Source organism: Actinokineospora sp. PR83 (assembly GCF_021056305.1).
GTDB lineage: Bacteria > Actinomycetota > Actinomycetes > Mycobacteriales > Pseudonocardiaceae > Actinokineospora > Actinokineospora spheciospongiae.
In genome coordinates this window covers 65,015-85,217 of sequence record NZ_JAJCXD010000076.1, presented here as the reverse complement: position 1 = coordinate 85,217, position 20,203 = coordinate 65,015, and the positions used below count along the sequence as shown (strand labels likewise).

Here is a 20,203-nt window from a genome sequence, read left to right as displayed (position 1 = left end):
GTCGAGGAGAGCACGCGATGAGTTACCCAGGCGGAGCACCGGGTGGTTACCCGGGACCGGGCCAGCAGCAGCCCGCCCCGAACTACGGCCCCCCGCCGTCGTCGTCGGGCGTCAAGCTCACCTTGGCGCAGATCCTCAGCCTGGTGGGCGCGGGGCTCGGCCTGCTGAACCTGTTCCTCGGCTTCGCCCCGGCCGTCGACCTGGGCCCGTCGTTCTTCGAGGGCTACGTCGGCTGGGTGCCCGCCCTGCTGCTCACCGGCGGCCTGCTCGGGCTCGCCGCCATCCTGCCCGGCGACAAGAAGGCGGGCCTGCTCCCGTCGGCCGTTGTCGTGCCGGTCACCTTCGCCTTCCTGTTCAGCGTCTTCGTCGGCGGCAGCCTCGGCGCGGGCGGCATCCTGATCCTCATCTTCGGCCTGCTGGAGATGATCGTGGTCGTGGTGGCGTACCTGTTCGAGCTGGGCGTCCTCAAGCCGCCGCAGCCGCGGCAGCAGGTGCCGTTCCACCCGCAGCAGGGCCAGTTCCCGCCGCAGCAGCAGCCCGGGGGCTTCAACCCGCCGTCGGGTCAGTTCCAGAGCCCGTACGGGCAGCCCGCCACCGGGCAGCAGACCACGTTCGCCCCGCAGCAGGGCCAGTTCGGGCAGCCGCAGCAGCCGCCGCCCGGCACCCCGCCGGGTGGTCACCCCACCCAGGGCTGAGACGACCCAGGAGCGGGCACCGGGATTCCCGGTGCCCGCTTTTCCGTTCACCCGCAAGCGCACCCCCCGGCCCGGCGCGCCTGACCCGCCGCCCCCGACCCGGGTGCGACAGTGGGGCGCATGGCGTTGCTGCACCCCGGCCCCCGTTCCGACAGGCGGACCGAGCAGGGCAGGCCCGCGCCCGCCCCCGCTCCGGCGCCGGTCAGGGTGCTCGCCGTGGCCGCGATCGGTCCGCTGCTCCTCGGCTACACCGCGGTGGCCGCGCTCCTGGCGGTCACCACCGCGACGGCGGCCGGGGCGCAGTTCAGCACCGCCGGTGTGCTCGCCGCCGCCGTCCCCGGGTGGCTGGCCGCGCACCAGGTCCCGGTGTCCATCCAGGGCAGCGAACTCGGCGCCCTGCCGCTGCTGCCCACGATCGGCGTGGCGCTGCTGGCGTGGCGCACCGCCGCGCGAGCCGTCACCCGCCTCGGCGTCGGCACCCCCCGGGTGGCGGTGCGGGTCGTCGGCACGATCGCGGGCGCGCACGCCGTGCTCGGCCTCGCGCTGGCGCTGCTCTCCGCCGGTGGTCCCGCCACCGTCGACCCGCTCGCGGGCCTGTACTACCCGGCGCTGCTGTCCGGGACCGCCGCCGCGGTCGGCGTGCTGCCCCGATCCGGTCTGCTGCGGACGATCCGCGAACGCGTCGACCCGTTCGCCCTGCGCGGGCTGAAGGCCGGGCTGCTCGGGGTGGGTGTCCTGTTCGCCGTGGGCACCGCGGTCGTCGTGGCCGCGCTGCTCGCCTCCTTCGGCACCGCCCGCGACCTGTTCGCCGCCGACGGGGTGGGCAGCGCGACGGGGATGCTGTTGCTGTCAGCCGGTTACCTGCCCAACGCCGCCGTCGCCGCCACCGGGTTCATCGCCGGACCGGGCTTCGCGCTCGGCCAGGTCGGCGTCGGCGTGGTCGGCGCCACCGGCGGGGCGGTCCCCGCGCTGCCGCTGCTCGCCGCGCTGCCGGAGCAGCACGCGCCCTGGTGGCCCGCGCTGTGCGTGCTGCCCGCCGCGGTCGGCTGCCTGGTCGGCTGGGCGCTGCGCACCGCCGCCCCCACCCCGACCGGCAGGCTGCGCGCGGTCGCGGTGGCCGCGGTGGTGGTGGCCATGGCGTTCGCCGTGTTCGCGGGCAGCGCGGGCGGTGCCCTCGGCAGCGGCCCGTTCCACCCGCTCGACCTGCGCGCCGCCTGGCTGTCCCTGGCGCTGGTGCTGTGGATCGGGGTCCCCGGGGCGGTCGTGGCGTGGACCGCGGGCCCGCGCCCCGTCCCTGTCCGGGACGAGGAGCCCCACCCCACCGACTCCGATGAGCCCGGTGGCGCAGGCGGTGCGGACGATGAGACCGAAGAGGACAGCAGCGCGGAGAACGACGACCGCGTGACCGACAACACCGCCCCCGACACCGGGACCGAGGCCGACGACGCGACCCCGGACACCGGCGCGAGCGGTGCCGAGGACAGCGGGGACCGGCCCGCCGACCGCGACTCGGGCCGCTGACCAAGGTCAAGTCCGCACCGCTTACGCTGGGGCCACCCCCAACCGGTTCCCGCCGCTGCCCCAGGAGTCCGTGCTGAGCGCCCAGTACCAGCCCGCCGCCCCGGCCAGGATCGTCGTCCTGGTGTCCGGCGCGGGCACCCTGCTGCAGGCCCTGCTCGACGAGGCCGGGCAACCGCACTTCCCGGCGCGGATCGTGGCCGTCGGCGCCGACCGGGCGAACATCGAGGGCATCGCCCGCGCCGAGCGGGCGGGCGTCCCCGCCTTCGCCGTGCGCGTGGCCGACCACCCCGACCGGGCCGCCTGGGACGAGGCGCTCACCGCGGCCGTCGCCGCGCACGAGCCCGACCTGGTGGTGTCCGCGGGGTTCATGAAGATCCTCGGACCGGCGTTCCTGGACCGCTTCGGCGGCCGGGTCATCAACACCCACCCCGCCCTGCTGCCGTCGTTCCCCGGCGCGCACGCCGTCGCCGACGCGCTCGCGCACGGCGTCCGCTACACCGGCAGCACGGTGCACCTGGTCGACGGCGGCGTCGACACCGGCCCGATCATCGCCCAGGAGCCGGTGCCGGTGCACGCGGGCGACGACGAGGCGGGGCTGCACGAACGGATCAAGGCGGTGGAGCGGCGACTGCTGGTCGAGGTGGTCGCAGGCATGGCCCGGCAGGGCTACACCGTGGACGGACGAAAGGTGAGCATCCCGTGACGGATACCGCGCAGCGCAGGCCGGTTCGCCGAGCCCTGGTCGGCGTGTCGGACAAGGCGGGCCTGCTCGAGCTGGCGTCGGGCCTGCACGCGGCCGGGGTGGAGATCGTGTCCACCGGCGGCACCGCGAGGGCGATCGCCGACGCGGGCGTGCCGGTCACCCCGGTCGAGCAGGTCACCGGCTTCCCCGAATCGCTCGACGGGCGGGTCAAGACCCTGCACCCGGGGGTGCACGCGGGGCTGCTGGCCGACACGCGCAACCCGGAGCACGTGGCGCAGCTCGGCGAACTGGACATCGCGCCGTTCGACCTGCTGGTGGTCAACCTCTACCCGTTCGTGAAGACGGTCGCCTCCGGCGCGTCGCCGGACGAGTGCGTCGAGCAGATCGACATCGGCGGACCGGCGATGGTCCGCGCCGCGGCGAAGAACCACGCCTCGGTGGCCGTGGTGGTCGACCCGGCCCGCTACGACTGGGTGCTCGCCGAGGTCGCCGCGGGCGGCTTCACCCTGCCCGACCGGCAGCGCCTGGCCGCCGCCGCCTACCGGCACACCGCCTCCTACGACGTGGCGGTCGCCACCTGGATCGGCGGCGAGCTGGCCCCCGACGACGAGGGCTCCGGCTTCCCCGGCTGGACCGGCGCCACCTGGGACCGCCGCGCGGTCCTGCGCTACGGCGAGAACCCGCACCAGAAGGCCGCCCTGTACGCCCGCGGCGACGGCGCCACCGGCCTGGCCACCGCCGAGCAACTGCACGGCAAGGAGATGTCCTACAACAACTACGTCGACGCCGACGCGGCCTGGCGCTCGGCGCACGACCACGCCTCGGCCTGCGTGGCGATCATCAAGCACGCCAACCCGTGCGGCATCGCGGTGTCCGACGTGGACATCGCAGAGGCGCACCGCAACGCGCACGCCTGCGACCCGCTGAGCGCCTTCGGCGGGGTCATCGCGGTCAACCGCGAGGTCAGCGTGGCCATGGCCGAGCAGGTCGCGGAGATCTTCACCGAGGTCATCGTGGCCCCGGCCTACGCCGACGGCGCGGTCGAGGTGCTGACCCGCAAGAAGAACATCCGCATCCTCCTCGCCGAGCCCCCGCAGCGCGGCGGCGTCGAGCTGCGCCCGATCTCCGGCGGCCTCCTGGTGCAGCAGGCCGACGCGATCGACGCCGAGGGCGACGACCCCGCCAAGTGGACACTGGCCACCGGCGCCCCCGCCGACGAGGCCACCCTGGCCGACCTGGCCTTCGCCTGGCGCTCCTGCCGGGCGGTCAAGTCGAACGCCATCGTCATCGCCAAGGGCGGCGCCACGGTCGGCTGCGGCATGGGCCAGGTCAACCGGGTCGACGCGGCCAAGCTCGCGGTGACCAGGGCGGGCGACCGCGTCCCCGGCTCGGTGGCCGCCTCCGACGCCTACTTCCCGTTCCCGGACGGCCTGGAAACCCTGGTGCAGGCCGGGGTCAAGGCCATCGTCCAACCGGGGGGGTCGGTCCGCGACGGCGAGGTCATCGCCGCCGCCGAGGCCGCGGGCGTCACCGTCTACCTGACCGGCACCCGCCACTTCGCCCACTAGGCAACGCCGACAGCGCCCGGTCCCCGACGGGGGCCGGGCGCTGTTCGCCGTCAGTCCTCGACCACCCGGCGCGCCTGCCTGCCGGTGGCGATCAGCTCCCCGCCCCGCGACCACACCTCGCTGGCGTCCACGCACCAGCCGCCCGCCGCGTGCTCGGTCCGGATCCGCAGCAGCGACCACTCCCGCGCGTCGAACCCCGGGGCGCCCTCGGCGAAGTGCACCGCCAGGTCCACCGTCGGCACCGGCACCGCGGAGGTCCGCACCGCGTACAGCCCGGGCGCCAGCGCGTCGAGCAGCAGCGCCGCCGCCGACTCCGGGCGCGCGGGCGGGTCGAACATCCTGGCCCACCCCACCAGTTCCGCCACCTCACCGCCGCCCAGCGGGACCGCGCCCACCGGTCGGACCTCCAGGTGCTCGGCGAACGGCACCAGGTGCCCGGGGAAGTCGAACCCCGGCACGTCGTCCGGGCCCGGCGCGCTCGGCGGGGGCGGCCCTGGCAGCACCGGGCCGGTGGTGCTGCGCCCGAACGTCGCGGTGGCCAGGACCGCCACCCGGTCCTCGGCGGTCAGCTCGGCGGTGGCGGTGGACGAACTGCGGCCCGCCTTGACCAACCGCGTCGCGACCCGGACGGTGTCGGTGCGCACCGAGCTGAGGTAGCTCACGTGCAGCGACCGGGCCGCCAGCCCCGGCACCCGCCGCCCGGCGTGGTCGAGCACCAGCCCGGCCAGCAGCCCGCCGTGCGCCCCGGTCCACGAGCGCCAGCTCGGCGCGATGGCATCCGCCTCGATCGTCTCGGACATGGCGCTCCTCGGTGGTGCAAAGCAACTGACTGGCAAACTAGCGCACCCGACCGCCCGCCGGAGCGTGACGTGACCGACCCGCCGGGACCGCCCGCCCGCGATCTTCACCGGGTTGGGGATCTCCGGTTGACAGGGTCGCTGAGCTGGGTACTGTATGCCCAAGTCGAACTTGTGTTCGATGGACTGTCGGGAGTGGAGACCCGGCGGTCCACCGCCGCCTTCCCCGCGGCGTCGCGCGTATTGAGCGGTACGCGTGCCGACGGGAGAGGTGTGGCGTGTGGTCGTGGGTTGCTTCCGACAGGGGGAGACTGCCGGGAGCAACCCACACCCCCGCCTCCACCACCGCACCTGTTTCCCCCGCCGCGCACTGCGCCCTTGCACCCCGCGCCTCCGCGCCCTGTCCTCCCGCGCGGAGTACCTCGCCGTGCGCCGCACTCCGCACCGCATTCCGTGCCCCTGCACTCCGCGCCTTTGCGCCGCGCGCCTCCGCGCTCTGTGCCTTCATGTGCTGCGCGTCGCCGAGTTCCGCGCCCCGCACCCCTGTGCGCCCTGCACTCCGTGCTTCCGTGCCCCGCGCCTTCGCGTGCTGTGCCTCGCTGTGTGCCGAACTCCGTGCCCCTGCGTCCCGCGCCCCCGTGTACCGGATCTCCGTGCCCTGTGCCTCGCCGTGCTCCTCTGCATCTCATGCCCCTGCATCCCGCGCCTCTGTGCCCCGCGCCCTCGCGTGCTGTGCCTCGCCGTGCGTCGTGTCTCGGTGTGCCGTGCCTCGCCATGGGGTGAGGCACGCTGCGCCTCGCCGCTCGCCCTGGCGTGCCCCGTCCTGGTGCGGCGTGCCTCGCCGTGGAGCCCGGTCCGGGGGCGGTCGGCGCCCCCGGTCGCGTGTGGCCGATCGGTCGTGCCCCGGTGCCCTCCGGTCGGGCGCGGCGGTGGTCGGCGTGTCCTCGCCTGAGTTCGCGTCCCGTGCCGCCGACCGGGACGCCGACCGGTTGGCCGCCGCCCTCGCCGCCTCCGCGCCCACCGCCGAGACGCTGCCGCTCCGGGCCGACCTCGCCGCCCTGTTCCCCTGGGGCGGTCTCCGGCGCGGTGGCACGGTCGTCGTGCACCGGTCCACCGCCCTGCTGCTCGCCCTGCTCGCCGAGGCCACCGGGGCGGGGTCCTGGGGCGCGGTCGTCGGCCTGCCGCGGTTGGGGGTGGTCGCCGCCGCCGAACTCGGCGTGCAGGTGGAGCGGTTGGCGCTGGTGCCCGCGCCGGGGGCGGAACTGGGTGCCGTGGTCGCCGCGCTGCTCGACGGGTTCGACGTGGTGGCGGTCGCCGCGCCGCGGGTTGCCGACGCGCTGGCGCGCAGGCTCTCCGCCCGTGCCCGCGGTCGGAAAGCCGTCCTGCTGTCCCTCGGTGCCTGGCCCGGCGCCGAGGTGGAACTGCGGTCCGAGGGGGACCGGTGGTGGGGGCTGGGCTCGGGGCACGGCCACCTGCGCGGGCGGACGACGCTCGTGCGCGCCGGGGGTCGGGGCGCCGCAACCCGTCCGGTCCAGCGCTTCATCACACTGCAAGGTGAATCGATCCCACCTGCCTTGACGCATTCGATCATCGAACATATGTTCGACACGTCCGCAACCGCCGAACCGGGGGGAGACCGGTGATCCGCCTGTTCGTCGTCTGGTGCCCGGACTGGCCCGTGGTCGCCGCGGGCCGGGTCGCCGGGCTGCCGGTCGACGCGCCCGCGGCCGTGGTGGTGGCCAACCGGGTCGTCGCGGCGAACGCGGCCGCCCGGGGTGCGGGCGTGGGGCGGGGCGTGCGCCGCCGGGAGGCGCAGGGGCGCTGCCCGGACCTGGTGGTGCTCCCGGACGACCCGGACCGCGACGCCCGGCTGTTCGAACCGGTGGCGGCGGCGGTGGAGCGGCTGGCCGTGGGGGTCGAGGTGGTGCGCCCCGGGGTGGTGGCCGTGCCCGCCCGTGGCCCGGCCGCGTACTTCGACTCCGAGGCCGACGTCGCCGAGCGGCTGATCGACCAGGTGGCCGCCGCGGCCGACGCGGAGTGCGTGGTGGGGGCGGCAGACGGGCTGTTCGCCGCCACCCTCGCCGCGCACCGCGGCCTGATCGTCCCTAGTGGACGGAGCGCGGACTTCCTCGCCCCGCTGGGGGTCCACGAGTTCCTGCCCGGCCGCGCCGAGCTGGTCGACCTGCTGCGCAGGCTCGGCCTGCGCACCCTCGGCGCCTTCGCCGCGCTGCCCGAGCGCGACGTCGCCTCCCGCTTCGGCGCCGACGCCGTGCTCGCGCACCGGCTGGCCCGCGGCGCGCAGGAGCGCCCGCCCGCGCGCCGCCGCCCGCCGGACGACCTCGCCGTCACCCACACCCCCGACGCCCCGGTCGACCGGGTGCAGGCCGCCGCCTTCGCCGCCCGCGGCCTCGCCGAGCGGCTGCACACCCGCCTGGCCGGGCACGGGCTGGCCTGCACCCGGCTGGCCGTCGAGGCCACCACCGCGCACGGCGAACACCTGCGCCGGGTCTGGCGCTGCGCCGAGCCGCTCACCCCGGCGGGCATCGCCGACCGGGTCCGCTGGCAGCTCGACGGCTGGCTGCTCGGCCCCGACCGCCCCACGGTCGGGATCACCCGGCTGCGCCTGGTGCCGGAGGACACCGTCGACGGCCGCGCCCTGCAACTGGAGCTGTGGCAGGGCGGGCAGGACGAACGGGCCGCCCGCGCGGCCAGGGCCATGACCCACGTGCAGGGCCTGCTCGGCCGGCAGGCGGTGCTCACCCCGGTCCTCGGCGGCGGGCGCGGCCCGGCCGACCGGGTCCGGCTGGTGCCCTGGGGCGACGAGCGCACCCCGGCCGCCCCGGCCGAACCGCCCTGGCCGGGGCGGCTGCCCGCGCCGTCGCCGTCGGTGGTGCCGGACCGGCCGCTGCCCGCCGCGGTGCTCGGCCCGGCGGGCGAGCAGGTCGGGGTGAGCGGCCGGTTCACGCTGACGGCCGAACCGGTGTCGGTCGCCGTCGAGGGCGGGCCCGCGCGCCCGGTGCTCGGCTGGGCGGGCCCGTGGCCCGCCGACGAGACCTGGTGGGACCCGGCGACCGCGCGCCGCCGGGCCCGGCTCCAGGTGCTCGTGGAATCCACTGAGGACGGTCAGACCGCGCTCCTGCTGGTGCGCGAGGACAGGAAGTGGACCGTGGAAGGGATGTACGACTGATGGCACACGACGACGACCCCGCAACCGTGCTCGACTGGTGGGACCTGGTCGACCTGGCCGCGTTGATCCCGGAACAGCGCTGTTCCCCGGAGGACGGCCCCGAGTGGCGATGAGCCGGCCGCGAGTGCCGGGGAAGCGGTAAGCGGTGGGCTGGAGCAACCCGCCGGTGCGCTGGTCGGAGTTGGAGCGAATCCTCTCCGGCCGCCCACCGGGGGTCGGCGACGGCGGCGACAGCCCGGCCTGGTCGCGCAGGCGCGACCGCTACACCGCCCCCGCGGGCGCGGGCGCGCTGAGCGCCACCGACCAGCCGGACGGCGACTCCCGGGTCCCCTACGCCGAACTGCACTGCCACTCCACCTTCAGCTTCCTCGACGGTGCCAGTTCCCCCGAGGAACTGGTCGAGGCGGCGGCCCTGCTGGGCCTGGACGCCGTGGCGATCACCGACCACGACGGCGTGTACGGGGTGGTCCGGTTCGCCGAGGCGGCCAGGGAACTGGGGGTGCGCACGGTGTTCGGCGCCGAGCTGAACCTGGGCCTGACCGCCCCGCGCAGCGGTGCCCCCGACCCGGGGGGCGAGCACCTGCTGCTCCTCGCCGACGGCCCGGACGGCTACCACGACCTGTGCCGGGTGCTCACCACCGCGCACCTCGACGGCGCGGAGAAGGGCAAACCCGCCTACGACCTGCGTGACGTCGTCGAGCAGACCCGCGAGCACTGCGTCGCGCTCACCGGCTGCCGCAAGGGCGCGGTCCGCCGGGCGCTGGCCGCCGGGGGACCCGCCGCCGCGTTCGCCGAACTGCGCGCCCTCGCGGCCTGCTACGGCGCGGACCGGGTGTTCGTCGAGCTGGTCGACCACGGCCTGCCGGAGGACTCGGTCCGCAACGACCTGCTGGCGGGGATGGCCGCCGAGCTGCGGCTGCCCACCGTGGCCACCAACGCCGTGCACTTCGACCACCCCGCCCGCGGGCGCCTGGCCGCCGTGGTGGCCGCCGTGCGCGCCCGCCGCGGCCTCGACGACCTGGCGGGCTGGCTGCCGCCCGCCCCGACCGCGCACCTGCGGTCCGGGGCCGAGATGCTGGCCCGCTTCGCCCGCCACCCCGGTGCCGTGCAGCGCGCCGCCGTGCTGGGCGTGCAGATGTCCTTCGACCTGGAGCTGGTCGCCCCGGCGCTGCCGCCGTTCGACGTGCCGCCGGGGCACACCGAGACCAGCTACCTGCGCGAGCTGACCCACCTCGGCGCCGCGGCGAAGTACGGCTCCGCAGCCGAGGCGCCACGCGCCCACGCCCAGGTGCAGCACGAGCTGCGGGTCATCGAGGAACTGGGCTTCCCCGGCTACTTCCTCATCGTGTGGGACATCGTGGAGTTCTGCCGCCGCGCCGACATCCACTGCCAGGGCCGGGGGTCGGCGGCGAACTCGGCGGTCTGCTTCGCCCTCGGTGTCACCAGGGTCGACGCGGTGCGCTGGGAGCTGCTGTTCGAGCGCTTCCTGGCCCCGGCCCGCGACGGCCCGCCGGACATCGACCTCGACATCGAGTCCGACCGGCGCGAGGAGGTCATCCAGTTCGTCTACCGCAAGTACGGCCGCAGGCACGCCGCGCAGGTGGCGAACGTGATCACCTACCGGGCGAAGTCTGCCGTGCGCGACGTGGCCGGGGCCCTCGGCTTCTCCCCGGGTCAGCAGGACGCCTGGAGCAAGCAGATCGACCGCTGGGGCCCGCTGTCCGACACCGCCCACGACAACCACCTCGACGTGCCGCCCGCGGTGCTGGAACTGGCGGGCCAGTTGGAGGGCTTCCCCCGGCACCTGGGCATCCACTCCGGCGGCATGGTCATCTGCGACCGCCCGGTCAGCGAGGTCTGCCCGGTCGAGCCCGCCCGGATGCCCGGCCGCACGGTCCTGCAGTGGGACAAGGACGACTGCGCAGCCGTCGGCCTGGTCAAGTTCGACCTCCTCGGCCTGGGGATGCTCTCCGCCCTGCACCACGCCGTGGACCTCGTCCGCGACCACCACGGCCTCCAGGTCGACCTCGGCGGCCTCGACCTGGGCGACCGGGCGGTCTACGACATGCTCTGCGCGGCGGACTCGGTCGGGGTGTTCCAGGTGGAGAGCCGGGCCCAGATGGCCACCCTGCCCCGGCTCAAGCCGAGGGAGTTCTACGACCTGGTGGTCGAGGTCGCCCTGATCCGCCCCGGCCCCATCCAGGGCGGCTCGGTGCACCCCTACATCCGCCGCAAGAACGGCCAGGAACCGCCCACCGTCGACCACCCCCTCCTGGAGAAGGCCCTGGCGAAGACCCTGGGCGTCCCCCTCTTCCAGGAACAGCTGATGCAGGTCGCCGTCGACGTCGCGGGCTTCACCCCGGTCGAGGCGGACGAACTGCGCCGCGCCATGGGTGCCAAGCGCTCCACCCACCGGATGGAGCGCCTGCGCGAGCGCTTCCACACCGGCGCCACCGCCAACGGCCTGCCCCCGGAACTGGCCGGGCGCATCTACGAGAAGCTGCTGGCCTTCGCCAACTTCGGTTTCCCGGAGAGCCACGCGCTCAGCTTCGCCCTGCTCGTCTTCACCAGCGCCTGGTTCAAGCTCTACTACCCGGCGGCCTTCTGCGCCGCCCTGCTGCGCGCCCAGCCCATGGGCTTCTACTCCCCGCAATCCCTGGTCGCCGACGCCCGCAGGCACGGCGTCGAAGTCCGCGGCCCGGACATCAACGCCAGCGCCGTCCACGCCACCCTCGAACCCGCCGCCAGTGGTGAGCCCGCTGCGGGCGAAGCCGCCAAAGCGCACCCCACCGCGCGCCACCGCCGCGACCGGGACAAGGCGCTGCGCACCGGCCTGGCCCCGGTCCGGTCCATCGGCCCCGACCTGGCGGGGGAGATCGTCCGGGTCCGCACCGCCGACGGCCCGTACCGCGACCTGGTCGACCTGGCCCGCCGCGTCCGGCTGAGCACGCCCCAGCTGGAGGCCCTGGCCACCTCCGGTGCCTTCGCCTGCTTCGGCCTGGGCCGCCGCGAAGCCCTCTGGGCCGCGGGCGCCGCCGCCGCGGACCGCCCCGGGCACCTGCCCGGCACCGCGGTCGGCGTCGCGCCGCCGCCGCTGCCCGGCATGGACGAGGTCGAGGTGGCCGTGGCCGACGTCTGGTCCACCGGGCTGTCCCCGGACAGCTTCCCCACCCAGTTCATCCGCGACCGCCTCACCAGGGCGGGCGCCATCCCGATCGCCCGACTGTCCACAACGGAGTCCGGGACCCGGGTGCTGATCGGCGGCGCGGTCACCCACCGGCAGCGACCGCAGACCGCGGGCGGCGTCACCTTCCTCAACGTCGAGGACGAGTCCGGCATGGCCAACGTCGTCTGCTCGCCCGGCCTGTGGACCCGCCACCGCCGGGTGGCCCGCACCAGCTCGGCGCTGCTGGTCCGCGGCACCCTGCAGAACACCGACGGCGTGGTCACCCTCGTCGCCGACCGCCTGGAGCACCTGCCGCTGCGCATCCCCGCCAGGTCGCGGGACTTCCGCTGAGCAAAACTGAGCACCCCCGGCCGCGGCCCGCCCCTACCCTCGGTCCCATGCCTGCCAAGGAGAAGGACGGACTGGCCGTCATCGTGGTCGGTCTCGACGGGAGCACCCCGGCGAAGAACGCCTCCGCCTGGGCGGCGGGCATGGCCCGGCGGGAGAAGGCGCAGTTGGTCCTCGTCTACGTCGAACCGCTGCTGGCCCCCGGCAGCTGGGCCGGGGTGGGCGCGGAGACCGCGGGGGAGACCACCGTCTCGATCATGGTGGAGATGCGCCTGGACGCCGCCCGCTACCTCGACCCGGTGGGTGTCAAGTGGAGCGTGGTGCACCACCGCGGCGACCCGGCCCGCGGGCTGGAGGCCATCGCCGCCGAATTCGAGGCCGACTGCGTGGTGGTGGGCCGGTCGCGGGCCGGGGGCGGCAAGCTCGGGTCGGTGCCGAAGACGCTGATCGCCGACGCCAAGCGCCCGGTGGTCGTCGTCCCCTGAGGCCGGGCGTGGCAGGGTGGCCCCGTGGAAACCGGCGAGGACTACAGCGACACCGACCTGCACGGCCAGCACTGGGAGCAGCGGCACTTCACCGCCTGCGACTTCACCGAGGCCGACCTGCGCGGCCTCACCACCGCGGGCTGCACGTTCACCGACTGCGACTTCACCCGCGCCGACCTCGGCGAGTCCGCGCACCGCAGCACCGCGTTCCGCTCCTGCAAGTTCGACCGCGCCACCCTCACCGACACCGAGTTCGTCGGCTGCACCCTGATCGGCTCCACGTTCGTCGACTGCCGGTTCCTCCCCATCACCCTGCGCGACTCCGACCTGACCCTGGTCAGCCTCACCGGGGCCGCGCTGCGCAAGAGCACCCTGACCGGCCTGCGCTTCCGCGAGGCCAACCTGATGGACGCCGACCTGCGCGACACCGACCTGCGCGAGGCCGACCTCACCGGCGCCCGCCTCACCGGAACCAAGCTCACCGGCGCCGACCTGCGCGGCGCCCGCGTCGACGCCAACGGCCTGGTCCAGGCCACCCTCCGCGGCGCCAGGGTCGACCTCGACACCGCCATCGCCTTCGCCGTCGCCCACGGCCTCGACATCGGCTGAACCGCGCCGGGGAAAGCCGACGGGCGCCCCACCCCGGTGTGGGGAGGGACGCCCGTCGGCGGGTGGGTCTCAGGGGCGGGTGGGCGCCTCGCGGTCGTTGACCTCGACCAGGTGACCGTTGTCGATCAGCTCGGCGACCGAGCGGGACAGCAGGTACGCCGTGCCGCCACCGGGCTGGTCGAACCACGGGATCGCCACCCCGGTCAGGGCCTCGGTGGGCTTGAGGACCCGGTAAGCGCGGTACGGCCTGCCCACCCAGTCCGGCACCAGCGAGCGCCGCTCGAACGGCGTGCCCGCGGCGTAGGTCAGGTTGCCACCGGGCTCGCCGTAGCGGTCGATCTCCGTGCCCGGGGCCAGTTCCAGCATCTGCTTGCCGCGGAACAGCGTCAGCGGCGGCTCACCCTGGCGGGGCTGGATCGGCCAGTCCTGCGGCCTGCGGTTCGGGCCGGTCTGGGCCTGCGCGGGCACCGGCTCCGGCCTGCGCGGCGGAACCGGCCGCGGGTCGTGCGGCACGAACTCCTCTTCGGCCGCGAAGGGGGCGGCCTCCGGTGCGCGCCGCTGCTGCGGGGGCTCCGACCGCTCCGGCGCGAACGCCCCGTCGCGGTCGTCCTCGTCGTCGTCGACCAGGTCGGTGAGGGAGGCGCGCATGGTGGACTCGCCGACCTCCCGCGGCGGCTCCGGCTCGGCGGGCTGCTCGGTGTCGGGCTGCTCGGTGTCGAGCAGCAGCTTGCCCAGCAGGAACGCCGACGCGTCGGCCACGTCCTCGAAGACCGCGGGCGCCACGAAGCTGTGGTTGTCGAACCACCCGACCCGCCAGCCCTCGGTGGTCTGCTCCATCGTCCACGCGGCCGACTCCGGGGCACCCAACCGGTACCGCTCAGCCGGAACGCCCAACGCCTCCAACCGCGACCGCAGCACCGCCACGGCCTCCGCCGCGCTCCCCGACGACGGCAGCGCCGCCGCGGGCGGACCGCTCGGCTCGGCCACCGCCGGACTCGGCTGGTCCGGGTGGGTGAACAACTCCACCGGCTCCTCGGTGAACGGCTGCCCGCCGAAGTTCGCCCCGTTCCCCTGCTGCGCCTCGAAACCGGGCTCGCCCCCGGGCTGGAACTGCTCCGGCTGCTGCGTGAAGCCAGGCCCGCTCCCGGGCTGGAACTGCCCCGGCTGGTGCGCGAGGCCGGGTTCGTCCCCGGGCTGGAACTGGGTGGGCTGCACGAAGCCGGATTCGCCCCCGGGCTGGAACTGGGCGGGCTGCTGTGCGAAACCAGGCTCACCATCGGGCTGGAACTGCCCGGGCTGCGGCTCGAAGCCGGGCTGGAACTGCTCCGGCTGCTGCAAGCCCGAGGCGCCTCCCGGCTGGAACGCCTCCGGCTGCGACTCGAAGCCGGAGGCGGACCGCCCGGCCTGGAACGCGCCCGCGTGCGCCTGCTCGGGCTGGAACCCGTCCCGCCCACCCTGGAACGCGGCGGCGTGCTGGAACCGGTCGCCCTGCGCGGGGATCCGCTCGTCGGCGAACCCGCCCGGCGCACCGGACTGGAACGACGGCTCGAACCGCTGCGCCTCACCGTGTTCGGGCCCGTCGCCGTGGAACGCGGCGGGCTGGAAGCGGTTGTCCTGGGCCGGGTCCTGCTCGTCCCCGTGCTGGAAACGCCCGTCCGCGTTGTCGCCGGACTGGAACGCGGGCTCGAACCGGTTGTCCTGACCCGGGTTCTGGTCGCTCTCCGGCTGGAAGCGCCCCTCCGCGGCGAACGCGGGCTGGAAGCGGTCTTCCCGCGCGGCCTGGTCGGGGTCGCCCGCCTGGAACCGGTCGTCCCGGGCTCCGCCCGGCCGCTGGTCCTCACCGGGCTGGAAAGCGGCCGCGGGCTGGAAGCGGTTGTCCTGCGGCGGGGCCTGGTCCGCGTTGCCGGGGGCGCCCGCCGAGAACCGGCCGCCCTCGTCCTCGCCGGTGCGGAAGGCAGCGGGTTGGAAGCGGTCGTCCTGCGGCTGGCTCCGGTCCGCGTTGCCGGTCGTGCCTGCGGAGAACCGGCCACCGCCGTCGTCGGGCCGGAACCGGTCATCCTGCTGCGAGGTCTGGCCCGTGTTGCCGGGGACGCCCGTCGAGAAGTGGCCGTTCCGGTCATCACCGGGCTGGAACCGGTCGTCCTGCTGCGGGGCCCGGTCTGCGTTGCCGTGAGCGCCTGCCGAGAACCGGCCGTCTTCGTCGCCGGGCTGGAACCGGTCGTCCTGCGGCGAGGACTGGTCCGTGTCGCCGTGGGCGCCTGCCGAGAAGTGGCCGTTCCGGTCGTCGCCGGGTTGGAAGCGGTCGTCCTGCGGCAAGCTCTGGTCCGCGTTGCCGGGGGCGCCCGCCGAGAATCGGCCGGCTTCGTCGTCGGGCTGGAAGGCGGGCTGGAACCGGTCGTCCTGCGGCGAGGACTGGTCCGTGTCGCCGGGGGCGCCCGCCGGGAACCGGCCGTCCCCGTCGCCGCGCTGGAAGCGGCTGTCCTGCGATGGGGCCGCGTCGCCGGGGGGCGAGAAGTGCCCTTCGTCGCCCGGCTGGAAGTGGTCGTCCTGGGTGGGGGGCTGCTCGGCGCCGGGGCGGAACTCGCCCGCCTGGAAGCGGTCGTCGTCCCGGTCGTCGTCGGTGCTGAACGCCACGGCGTGGCGGGAGCGGTCGTCCTGGGCGGGGGTCTGCTCGATTCCCGCGTGGAACTCCTCCGACCGCCCGCGGCCCGGCTGGAACTCGGCGCCGGGCTCGAACCCGCGGTCGCCGTCCCGGTCGTCCGCCTGGAAGCGGTCGTCCCGGGGCTGGTCGGCGTCGGACCGGAACCCGGCCGGTCGGTCACGCTCGTCGCCCGGCTCGTCGGTGTGGAACGCCGCGTGGTCACCATCGGGATGGGAGTCACCCGACCGGTGGCGTTCGCCCCCCGGGCCCTCGGTGTGGAAAGCGGGCTGGAAGCGGTCGTCCCGGGACCGGTCGGCGTCCGGCTGGAAGCCGTTCGACTGGTCGCGGTCACCGCCGGGGTGGAACGCGGTGGCGCGCTCGGGCATCGGCTCGGCCGCCGTCTCGGACTGAAAATCACCCGATCGGGTGGCCCGGTCACCCGGCCGGAACGCCTCGGCGGACTCCGCCCGGCCGTGGTCGTCCTCGGTGGCGAAACGGTCGTCCCGCGCGCCGGTCCCGTCCTGCTCTGCGTCGAACCGGGACTCCTCGGACCGGTCGTCCGCCTGGGAGTGGTTCCCCCCGGGGGCGTCCGCGTACTGCTCGACCGGCTGGAACCGCTCCGGCTGCTCGCCGCCGTGCCTGCCGCCGGTCTCCTCCGCGGCCTCCTCGCGCCGCGCGCGCCTGCCCTCGGACGGGCGGCTCGGCTCGAACAGCCCGCCCCCCGGCTCCTCCCAGCGGCCCGCCGCACCCGGCAGCCCACCCGGGCTGTCCGACTCGACCCGCTCCGCGGCGTCCTGCGACCCCGGCAGCCCACCGCCCGACCAGGGCTGCGGCTCCTCGGTCGCGGGCGCCCGGTCCCACGGCGCGGGCCCGGCGCCCACGGAGGTGTTGGCGAACGCGTCGAACGGGGTGGGGTTGGCCGATCCGCCGAACGGCACCGGCTCATCGGACCGCGACCGCCCCGCGGGCGCCTCGTCCGCGCTGTCGAACCGCGCGCTCTCGGCGGGCTCCTCGAACCGGGAGCGCCCCGCGGGCGCCTCGCGCCGGTCGGCCTCGTCGGGCGCGTCGAAGCGGGAGCGCCCCGCCGACGTCTCGTGCCGGTCGGCCTCGGCGGGGTCGTCGAACCGCGCGCTCTCCGCGGGTTCGTCGAAGTGGGACTGCCTCGCGGGCGCCTCGTGCCGGTCGGCTTCGCCCGCGGCGTCGAACCGGTCGGCCTCGGCGGGGTCGTCGAACCGGGACTGCGCTGCCGGTGCCTCGTCCCGGTCGGCCTCGCCGGACGCGTCGAACCGCGTGCCCTCGGCCGGAGCGTCCGACCGCGGACCTTCGGCAGCCTCACCGGGCGCGTCGAACCGCGCGCCCTCGGGCCGCGGGTCCTCTACGGGCCGGGCGGGCGGTGCCTCGCCGACCGGCGTCTCCGCCTTGGTCCCGTTCACCGGCCCCGGCGCACCGCCTGCCCCGGGTCGCACCGGCGGCCGGGGCGGGCGGACCGGGCCCCGGGTCAGGAAACCGGCGACCGCGCCCAGCGCCTGCTCGGGCACCTCGGGCACGGTGAACTCCGCGCGCCTGGCCTGCTCGACCAACTCGGGCTCGGGCGGCACGCCGTGGTTGCGGAAGTAGTAGTTGACCGCGGCGGGCCAGATCCAGGCGCCGTCGGTGTGGAAGGCGACCGGGACGGTCTGGCGGCCCTCCTCGTCGAGCAGGTCGGTGTCGAAGCCGCGGGCGGGCAGCGGCAGCGGCGCGCTGTCGAGGTAGCGCAGCAGGGCCTCGTGGTCGGCCTCGTCGACCGGCGGCCGGTTCACCGAGGGGCGCCCGTCCGGGCCGGGGGCGTCGAAGATGCGGGCGACCCGGAACGGCGGCTTGAGCGCGGCCATGCGCCGGACCAGCCACTCCGGCACGTTCTCCTCGTCGCGGGGGAAGGTGCGCAGGTCGTCGGCGTAGGCGGGCGGTGGCGGCGGGGTGAGCCACTGCGGTTCGTCGCGGTCGTACTCGAGGTTGTAGGCCGAGGGCTGGTCGAGCTGGTAGCGGGCGTTGTACCAGGTGCCGCGACCCTCGCGGTACATCCCGGCGCGCAGCCTGCCGAAGAGCGCGGCCGTCTCCTGGGCGACCTGGAACGGCTCCACGGTCTCGTCCTGGAACGTCACCCGCGCGGCCGTCTCGGTGTACCGGCCCAGGGCGCGGTACTCGACCCCGATGGACTTCCAGTTCTCGGGCGCCGCCCGCAGCAACGCCAGCCCGATCTGCTTGACCAGGGCGTCCTGTTCGGTCGGGTTCAGCTGCGTCGGTTGTGCCACGGTGACATCTTCTCCTGCCGGTTCGCACTCGGCATACGGTGGGATCTGGCCTCGGGTGCGTGCCTGCGACGATGACGCAGGGTGAGGGGGCGCTCCGGGTAAGCGCGGATCACGGGTCGGTTACGGCCTCGACGGTATCCCGAAACCGGGCCGCACCGCTTCCCCCGGGCGCCCGGTCCACACTCCTGTGACAAGTGCCGCACGCAGCTCACCTGACCGGGTGACAAGGTCCCCGTTTGTGTCACCGTCTCATCTGTGCCAGCCTTTGCGCTCATGTCCGACGGCGACCTCGCCCCCCACCTGTCCCGGCTCGGCCTGCCCGAGGACGAGATCCGCGGCTACGCGTACCTGCTGCGCACCGGTCCGTCGACCGTCGAGCAGATCGCGGCGGGGATGACCGAGCCGGAGGACCGCGTGCGCGCCGCCGTCCGCACCCTGCTCGACGCGGGCCTGGTCGGCCCCGGCGGCGACGACGGCAGCGTGATCACCCCGGTCCCGCCCGCGTCCGGCCTGCAGATCCTCAGCCGCCGCCGGGAGTCGGAGCTGGAGCAGGCCAGGGTGGCCACGCTCAACGCCTACGACACCTTCCGCCGCGCCATCTCCCCGCAGCGCACCGACGACCTGATCGAGGTCGTCACCGGCACCGCCATCGCCCAGCGCATCCAGCAGATGGAGCTGAGCGCGCGCACCGAGATCCGCAGGCTCGACTCGCCGCCGTACTTCACCGAGGGCCACGTCAACAACGCCGAGCTGGAGCAGCTCGGCCGCGGCGAGGTCACCTACCGGGTCGTCTACGCCCGCGCCTCCATCGAGGACCCCGGCCGCTACGCGCAGAACATCCAGCCGTGCGTGGCCGCGGGCGAGCAGGCCAGGGTGCTGCCGGAGGTCCCGGTGAAGCTGACCATCGTCGACCAGCAGTTCGCCACGGTGTCGCTGCCGGTCGCCGAGGCCGACGTGAACCGGCAGCTACTGGTGGTGCGGCCGAGCAGCCTGCTCTCCGCGCTGGTCGGGCTGTTCGAGGCGTCCTGGCGGCTGGCGGTGCCGCTGCACGCCGGGGCCCGCGCGTCCTCGCCGGTGCAGCCGATCGAGCAGCGTCTGCTGGGACTGCTCGCCGCGGGCGCCAACGACGACTCCATCGCCCGCCAGCTCGGCGTCAGCCGCCGCACCGTGTTCCGGCACCTGCAACGCCTGATGGACCACGCGGGCGCCACCTCCCGCTTCCAGCTCGCCGTGCACGCCGTGCGCCACCGGTGGATCTGACCCGCCGCGCCACCGCGCTGGGCTGCGCCGCGGCGGCCGTCGGCGGGGTCGCGCTGGCCGTGCAGAGCCGGGTCAACGGGGAACTGGGGCGCGAACTCGGCGACGGGGTCGCCGCCGCGCTGGTCTCCTTCACCGGTGGCCTGCTGGTCCTCGCCGCGGCCGTCGTCGCCACCGCGTCCGGGCGGGCCGCCGCGGGCCGGTTCCGGGAGGCGCTCCGCGGCGGGCGGCTGCGGGTGTGGCAGTGCTTCGGCGGTGCCGCGGGCGCGTCGTTCGTGGCCGCGCAGGGGGTGACCGCGGCCGGGCTGGGGATCGCGGTGTTCACCGTGGCCGGGGTCGCCGGGCAGGTGGTGAGCAGCCTGTTCGTCGACCGGGCGGGCTTCGGCCCGGGGGAGCCCAGGCGGATCACCGCGCCCAGGGCGGTGGGCGCGGGGCTGACGGTGGTGGCCGTGCTGGTCTCGGTGTCGGACCGCTTCGGCGCCCCGGGACAGCTGTGGTTGGCCCTGCTGCCCGCCTTCGCCGGGGCCGCGCTGAGCTGGGCGCAGGCGGCGAACGGGCTGGTCAGGCGCGAGTCGGGCAGCGTGGTGCTGGCGACGCTGGTCAACTTCTCCGTCGGCACCTGCGCGCTGGTCCTGGTGGGCGTCGTCGACGTGGCGCTGCGCGGGCTGCCGAACCCACCGCCGGGGCAGTGGTACCTCTACACCGGCGGCGCGCTCGGCGTGGTCGCTCTGTCCACATCGGTCTACGCGGTGCGCGCGATCGGGGTGCTCATGCTCGGGTTGTGCGCGGTGGCCGGTCAGCTCGTCGGCGCGGTGCTGCTGGACGTGTCCGCGGGCGGCATCGCCGCGGGCACGGTCGCGGGCGTGGCGCTCACCCTGGTCGCCGCCGGGGTGGCCGCCGTGCCGGGCGGGCGCGCGCGGGTGAGAGGATGATCT

13 protein-coding genes are annotated in these 20,203 nt (G+C 75.5%); 11 read left to right on the top strand and 2 right to left on the bottom strand.

Annotation, left to right across the window (positions count from 1 at the left end):
* The first annotated feature begins 17 nt into the window (after window positions 1-17).
* The 4 genes from L6E12_RS24745 to purH all read left to right on the top strand — a co-directional run bounded on the left by L6E12_RS24745 (window position 18) and on the right by purH (window position 4,487).
* Complete coding sequence (locus tag L6E12_RS24745) at window positions 18-695, top strand: DUF5336 domain-containing protein (protein ID WP_236230321.1); 678 nt, start codon at window positions 18-20, stop codon at window positions 693-695.
* 120 nt (window positions 696-815) lie between these two features.
* Window positions 816-2,216, top strand: coding sequence for a DUF6350 family protein (locus tag L6E12_RS24740; protein ID WP_236230320.1), 1,401 nt, complete (start codon window positions 816-818; stop codon window positions 2,214-2,216).
* Window positions 2,217-2,286: 70 nt separating this feature from the next.
* Entirely contained in the window at window positions 2,287-2,919 is a 633-nt protein-coding gene (gene purN / locus L6E12_RS24735; RefSeq protein ID WP_236230319.1) for a phosphoribosylglycinamide formyltransferase, read from the top strand.
* Window positions 2,916-4,487 carry a bifunctional phosphoribosylaminoimidazolecarboxamide formyltransferase/IMP cyclohydrolase gene (gene purH / locus L6E12_RS24730; protein ID WP_236230318.1) on the top strand — a complete coding sequence of 524 codons (1,572 nt, stop codon included), beginning with the start codon at window positions 2,916-2,918 and terminating at the stop codon, window positions 4,485-4,487. The genes purN and purH overlap by 4 nt, the downstream gene beginning before the upstream one ends.
* 50 nt (window positions 4,488-4,537) lie before the next feature.
* On the opposite strand, the gene L6E12_RS24725 is transcribed toward purH, so the two are convergent.
* Complete coding sequence (locus L6E12_RS24725; RefSeq protein ID WP_236230317.1) at window positions 4,538-5,287, bottom strand: thioesterase family protein; 750 nt, start codon at window positions 5,285-5,287, stop codon at window positions 4,538-4,540.
* A 935-nt stretch (window positions 5,288-6,222) separates the two neighbouring features.
* Between L6E12_RS24725 and L6E12_RS24720 the strand changes: the two genes are divergently transcribed.
* From L6E12_RS24720 to L6E12_RS24700, 5 genes are all read left to right on the top strand, one after another.
* Complete coding sequence (locus L6E12_RS24720) at window positions 6,223-6,927, top strand: hypothetical protein (RefSeq protein ID WP_374201940.1); 705 nt, start codon at window positions 6,223-6,225, stop codon at window positions 6,925-6,927.
* Between the two features lie 5 nt (window positions 6,928-6,932).
* On the top strand, window positions 6,933-8,471 hold the full coding sequence (locus L6E12_RS24715) for a DNA polymerase Y family protein (RefSeq protein WP_236230357.1): 1,539 nt from the start codon (window positions 6,933-6,935) through the stop codon (window positions 8,469-8,471).
* Between the two features lie 145 nt (window positions 8,472-8,616).
* Entirely contained in the window at window positions 8,617-11,988 is a 3,372-nt protein-coding gene (locus L6E12_RS24710) for an error-prone DNA polymerase (RefSeq protein ID WP_236230316.1), read from the top strand.
* 47 nt (window positions 11,989-12,035) lie between these two features.
* On the top strand, window positions 12,036-12,470 hold the full coding sequence (locus tag L6E12_RS24705; RefSeq protein ID WP_236230315.1) for a universal stress protein: 435 nt from the start codon (window positions 12,036-12,038) through the stop codon (window positions 12,468-12,470).
* Between the two features lie 24 nt (window positions 12,471-12,494).
* The gene (locus L6E12_RS24700) at window positions 12,495-13,079 is read left to right on the top strand and encodes a pentapeptide repeat-containing protein (protein ID WP_236230314.1); all 585 of its coding nucleotides are present in this window, start codon (window positions 12,495-12,497) and stop codon (window positions 13,077-13,079) included.
* A gap of 69 nt (window positions 13,080-13,148) precedes the next feature.
* Here the strand turns inward: L6E12_RS24700 and L6E12_RS35520 are convergent, their stop codons facing one another.
* Complete coding sequence (locus L6E12_RS35520) at window positions 13,149-18,011, bottom strand: glycohydrolase toxin TNT-related protein (RefSeq protein ID WP_236230313.1); 4,863 nt, start codon at window positions 18,009-18,011, stop codon at window positions 13,149-13,151.
* 273 nt (window positions 18,012-18,284) lie between these two features.
* Here L6E12_RS35520 and L6E12_RS24690 point away from each other — a divergent pair, with 273 nt between their 5' ends.
* Window positions 18,285-19,271 carry a TrmB family transcriptional regulator gene (locus L6E12_RS24690; RefSeq protein WP_236230312.1) on the top strand — a complete coding sequence of 329 codons (987 nt, stop codon included), beginning with the start codon at window positions 18,285-18,287 and terminating at the stop codon, window positions 19,269-19,271.
* Window positions 19,262-20,200: a DMT family transporter gene (locus L6E12_RS24685; protein ID WP_236230311.1), complete on the top strand. Its 939-nt coding sequence runs from the start codon at window positions 19,262-19,264 to the stop codon at window positions 20,198-20,200. The genes L6E12_RS24690 and L6E12_RS24685 overlap by 10 nt, the downstream gene beginning before the upstream one ends.
* Window positions 20,201-20,203: the final 3 nt, after the last annotated feature.

Coding starts and splice junctions, on each gene's coding strand:
- L6E12_RS24725 (WP_236230317.1), bottom strand. CDS start 5,287: ATGTCCGAGACGATCGAGGCGGATGCCATCGCGCCGAGCTGGCGCTCG.
- L6E12_RS24705 (WP_236230315.1), top strand. CDS start 12,036: ATGCCTGCCAAGGAGAAGGACGGACTGGCCGTCATCGTGGTCGGTCTC.
- L6E12_RS24690 (WP_236230312.1), top strand. CDS start 18,285: ATGTCCGACGGCGACCTCGCCCCCCACCTGTCCCGGCTCGGCCTGCCC.
- L6E12_RS24740 (WP_236230320.1), top strand. CDS start 816: ATGGCGTTGCTGCACCCCGGCCCCCGTTCCGACAGGCGGACCGAGCAG.
- L6E12_RS24745 (WP_236230321.1), top strand. CDS start 18: ATGAGTTACCCAGGCGGAGCACCGGGTGGTTACCCGGGACCGGGCCAG.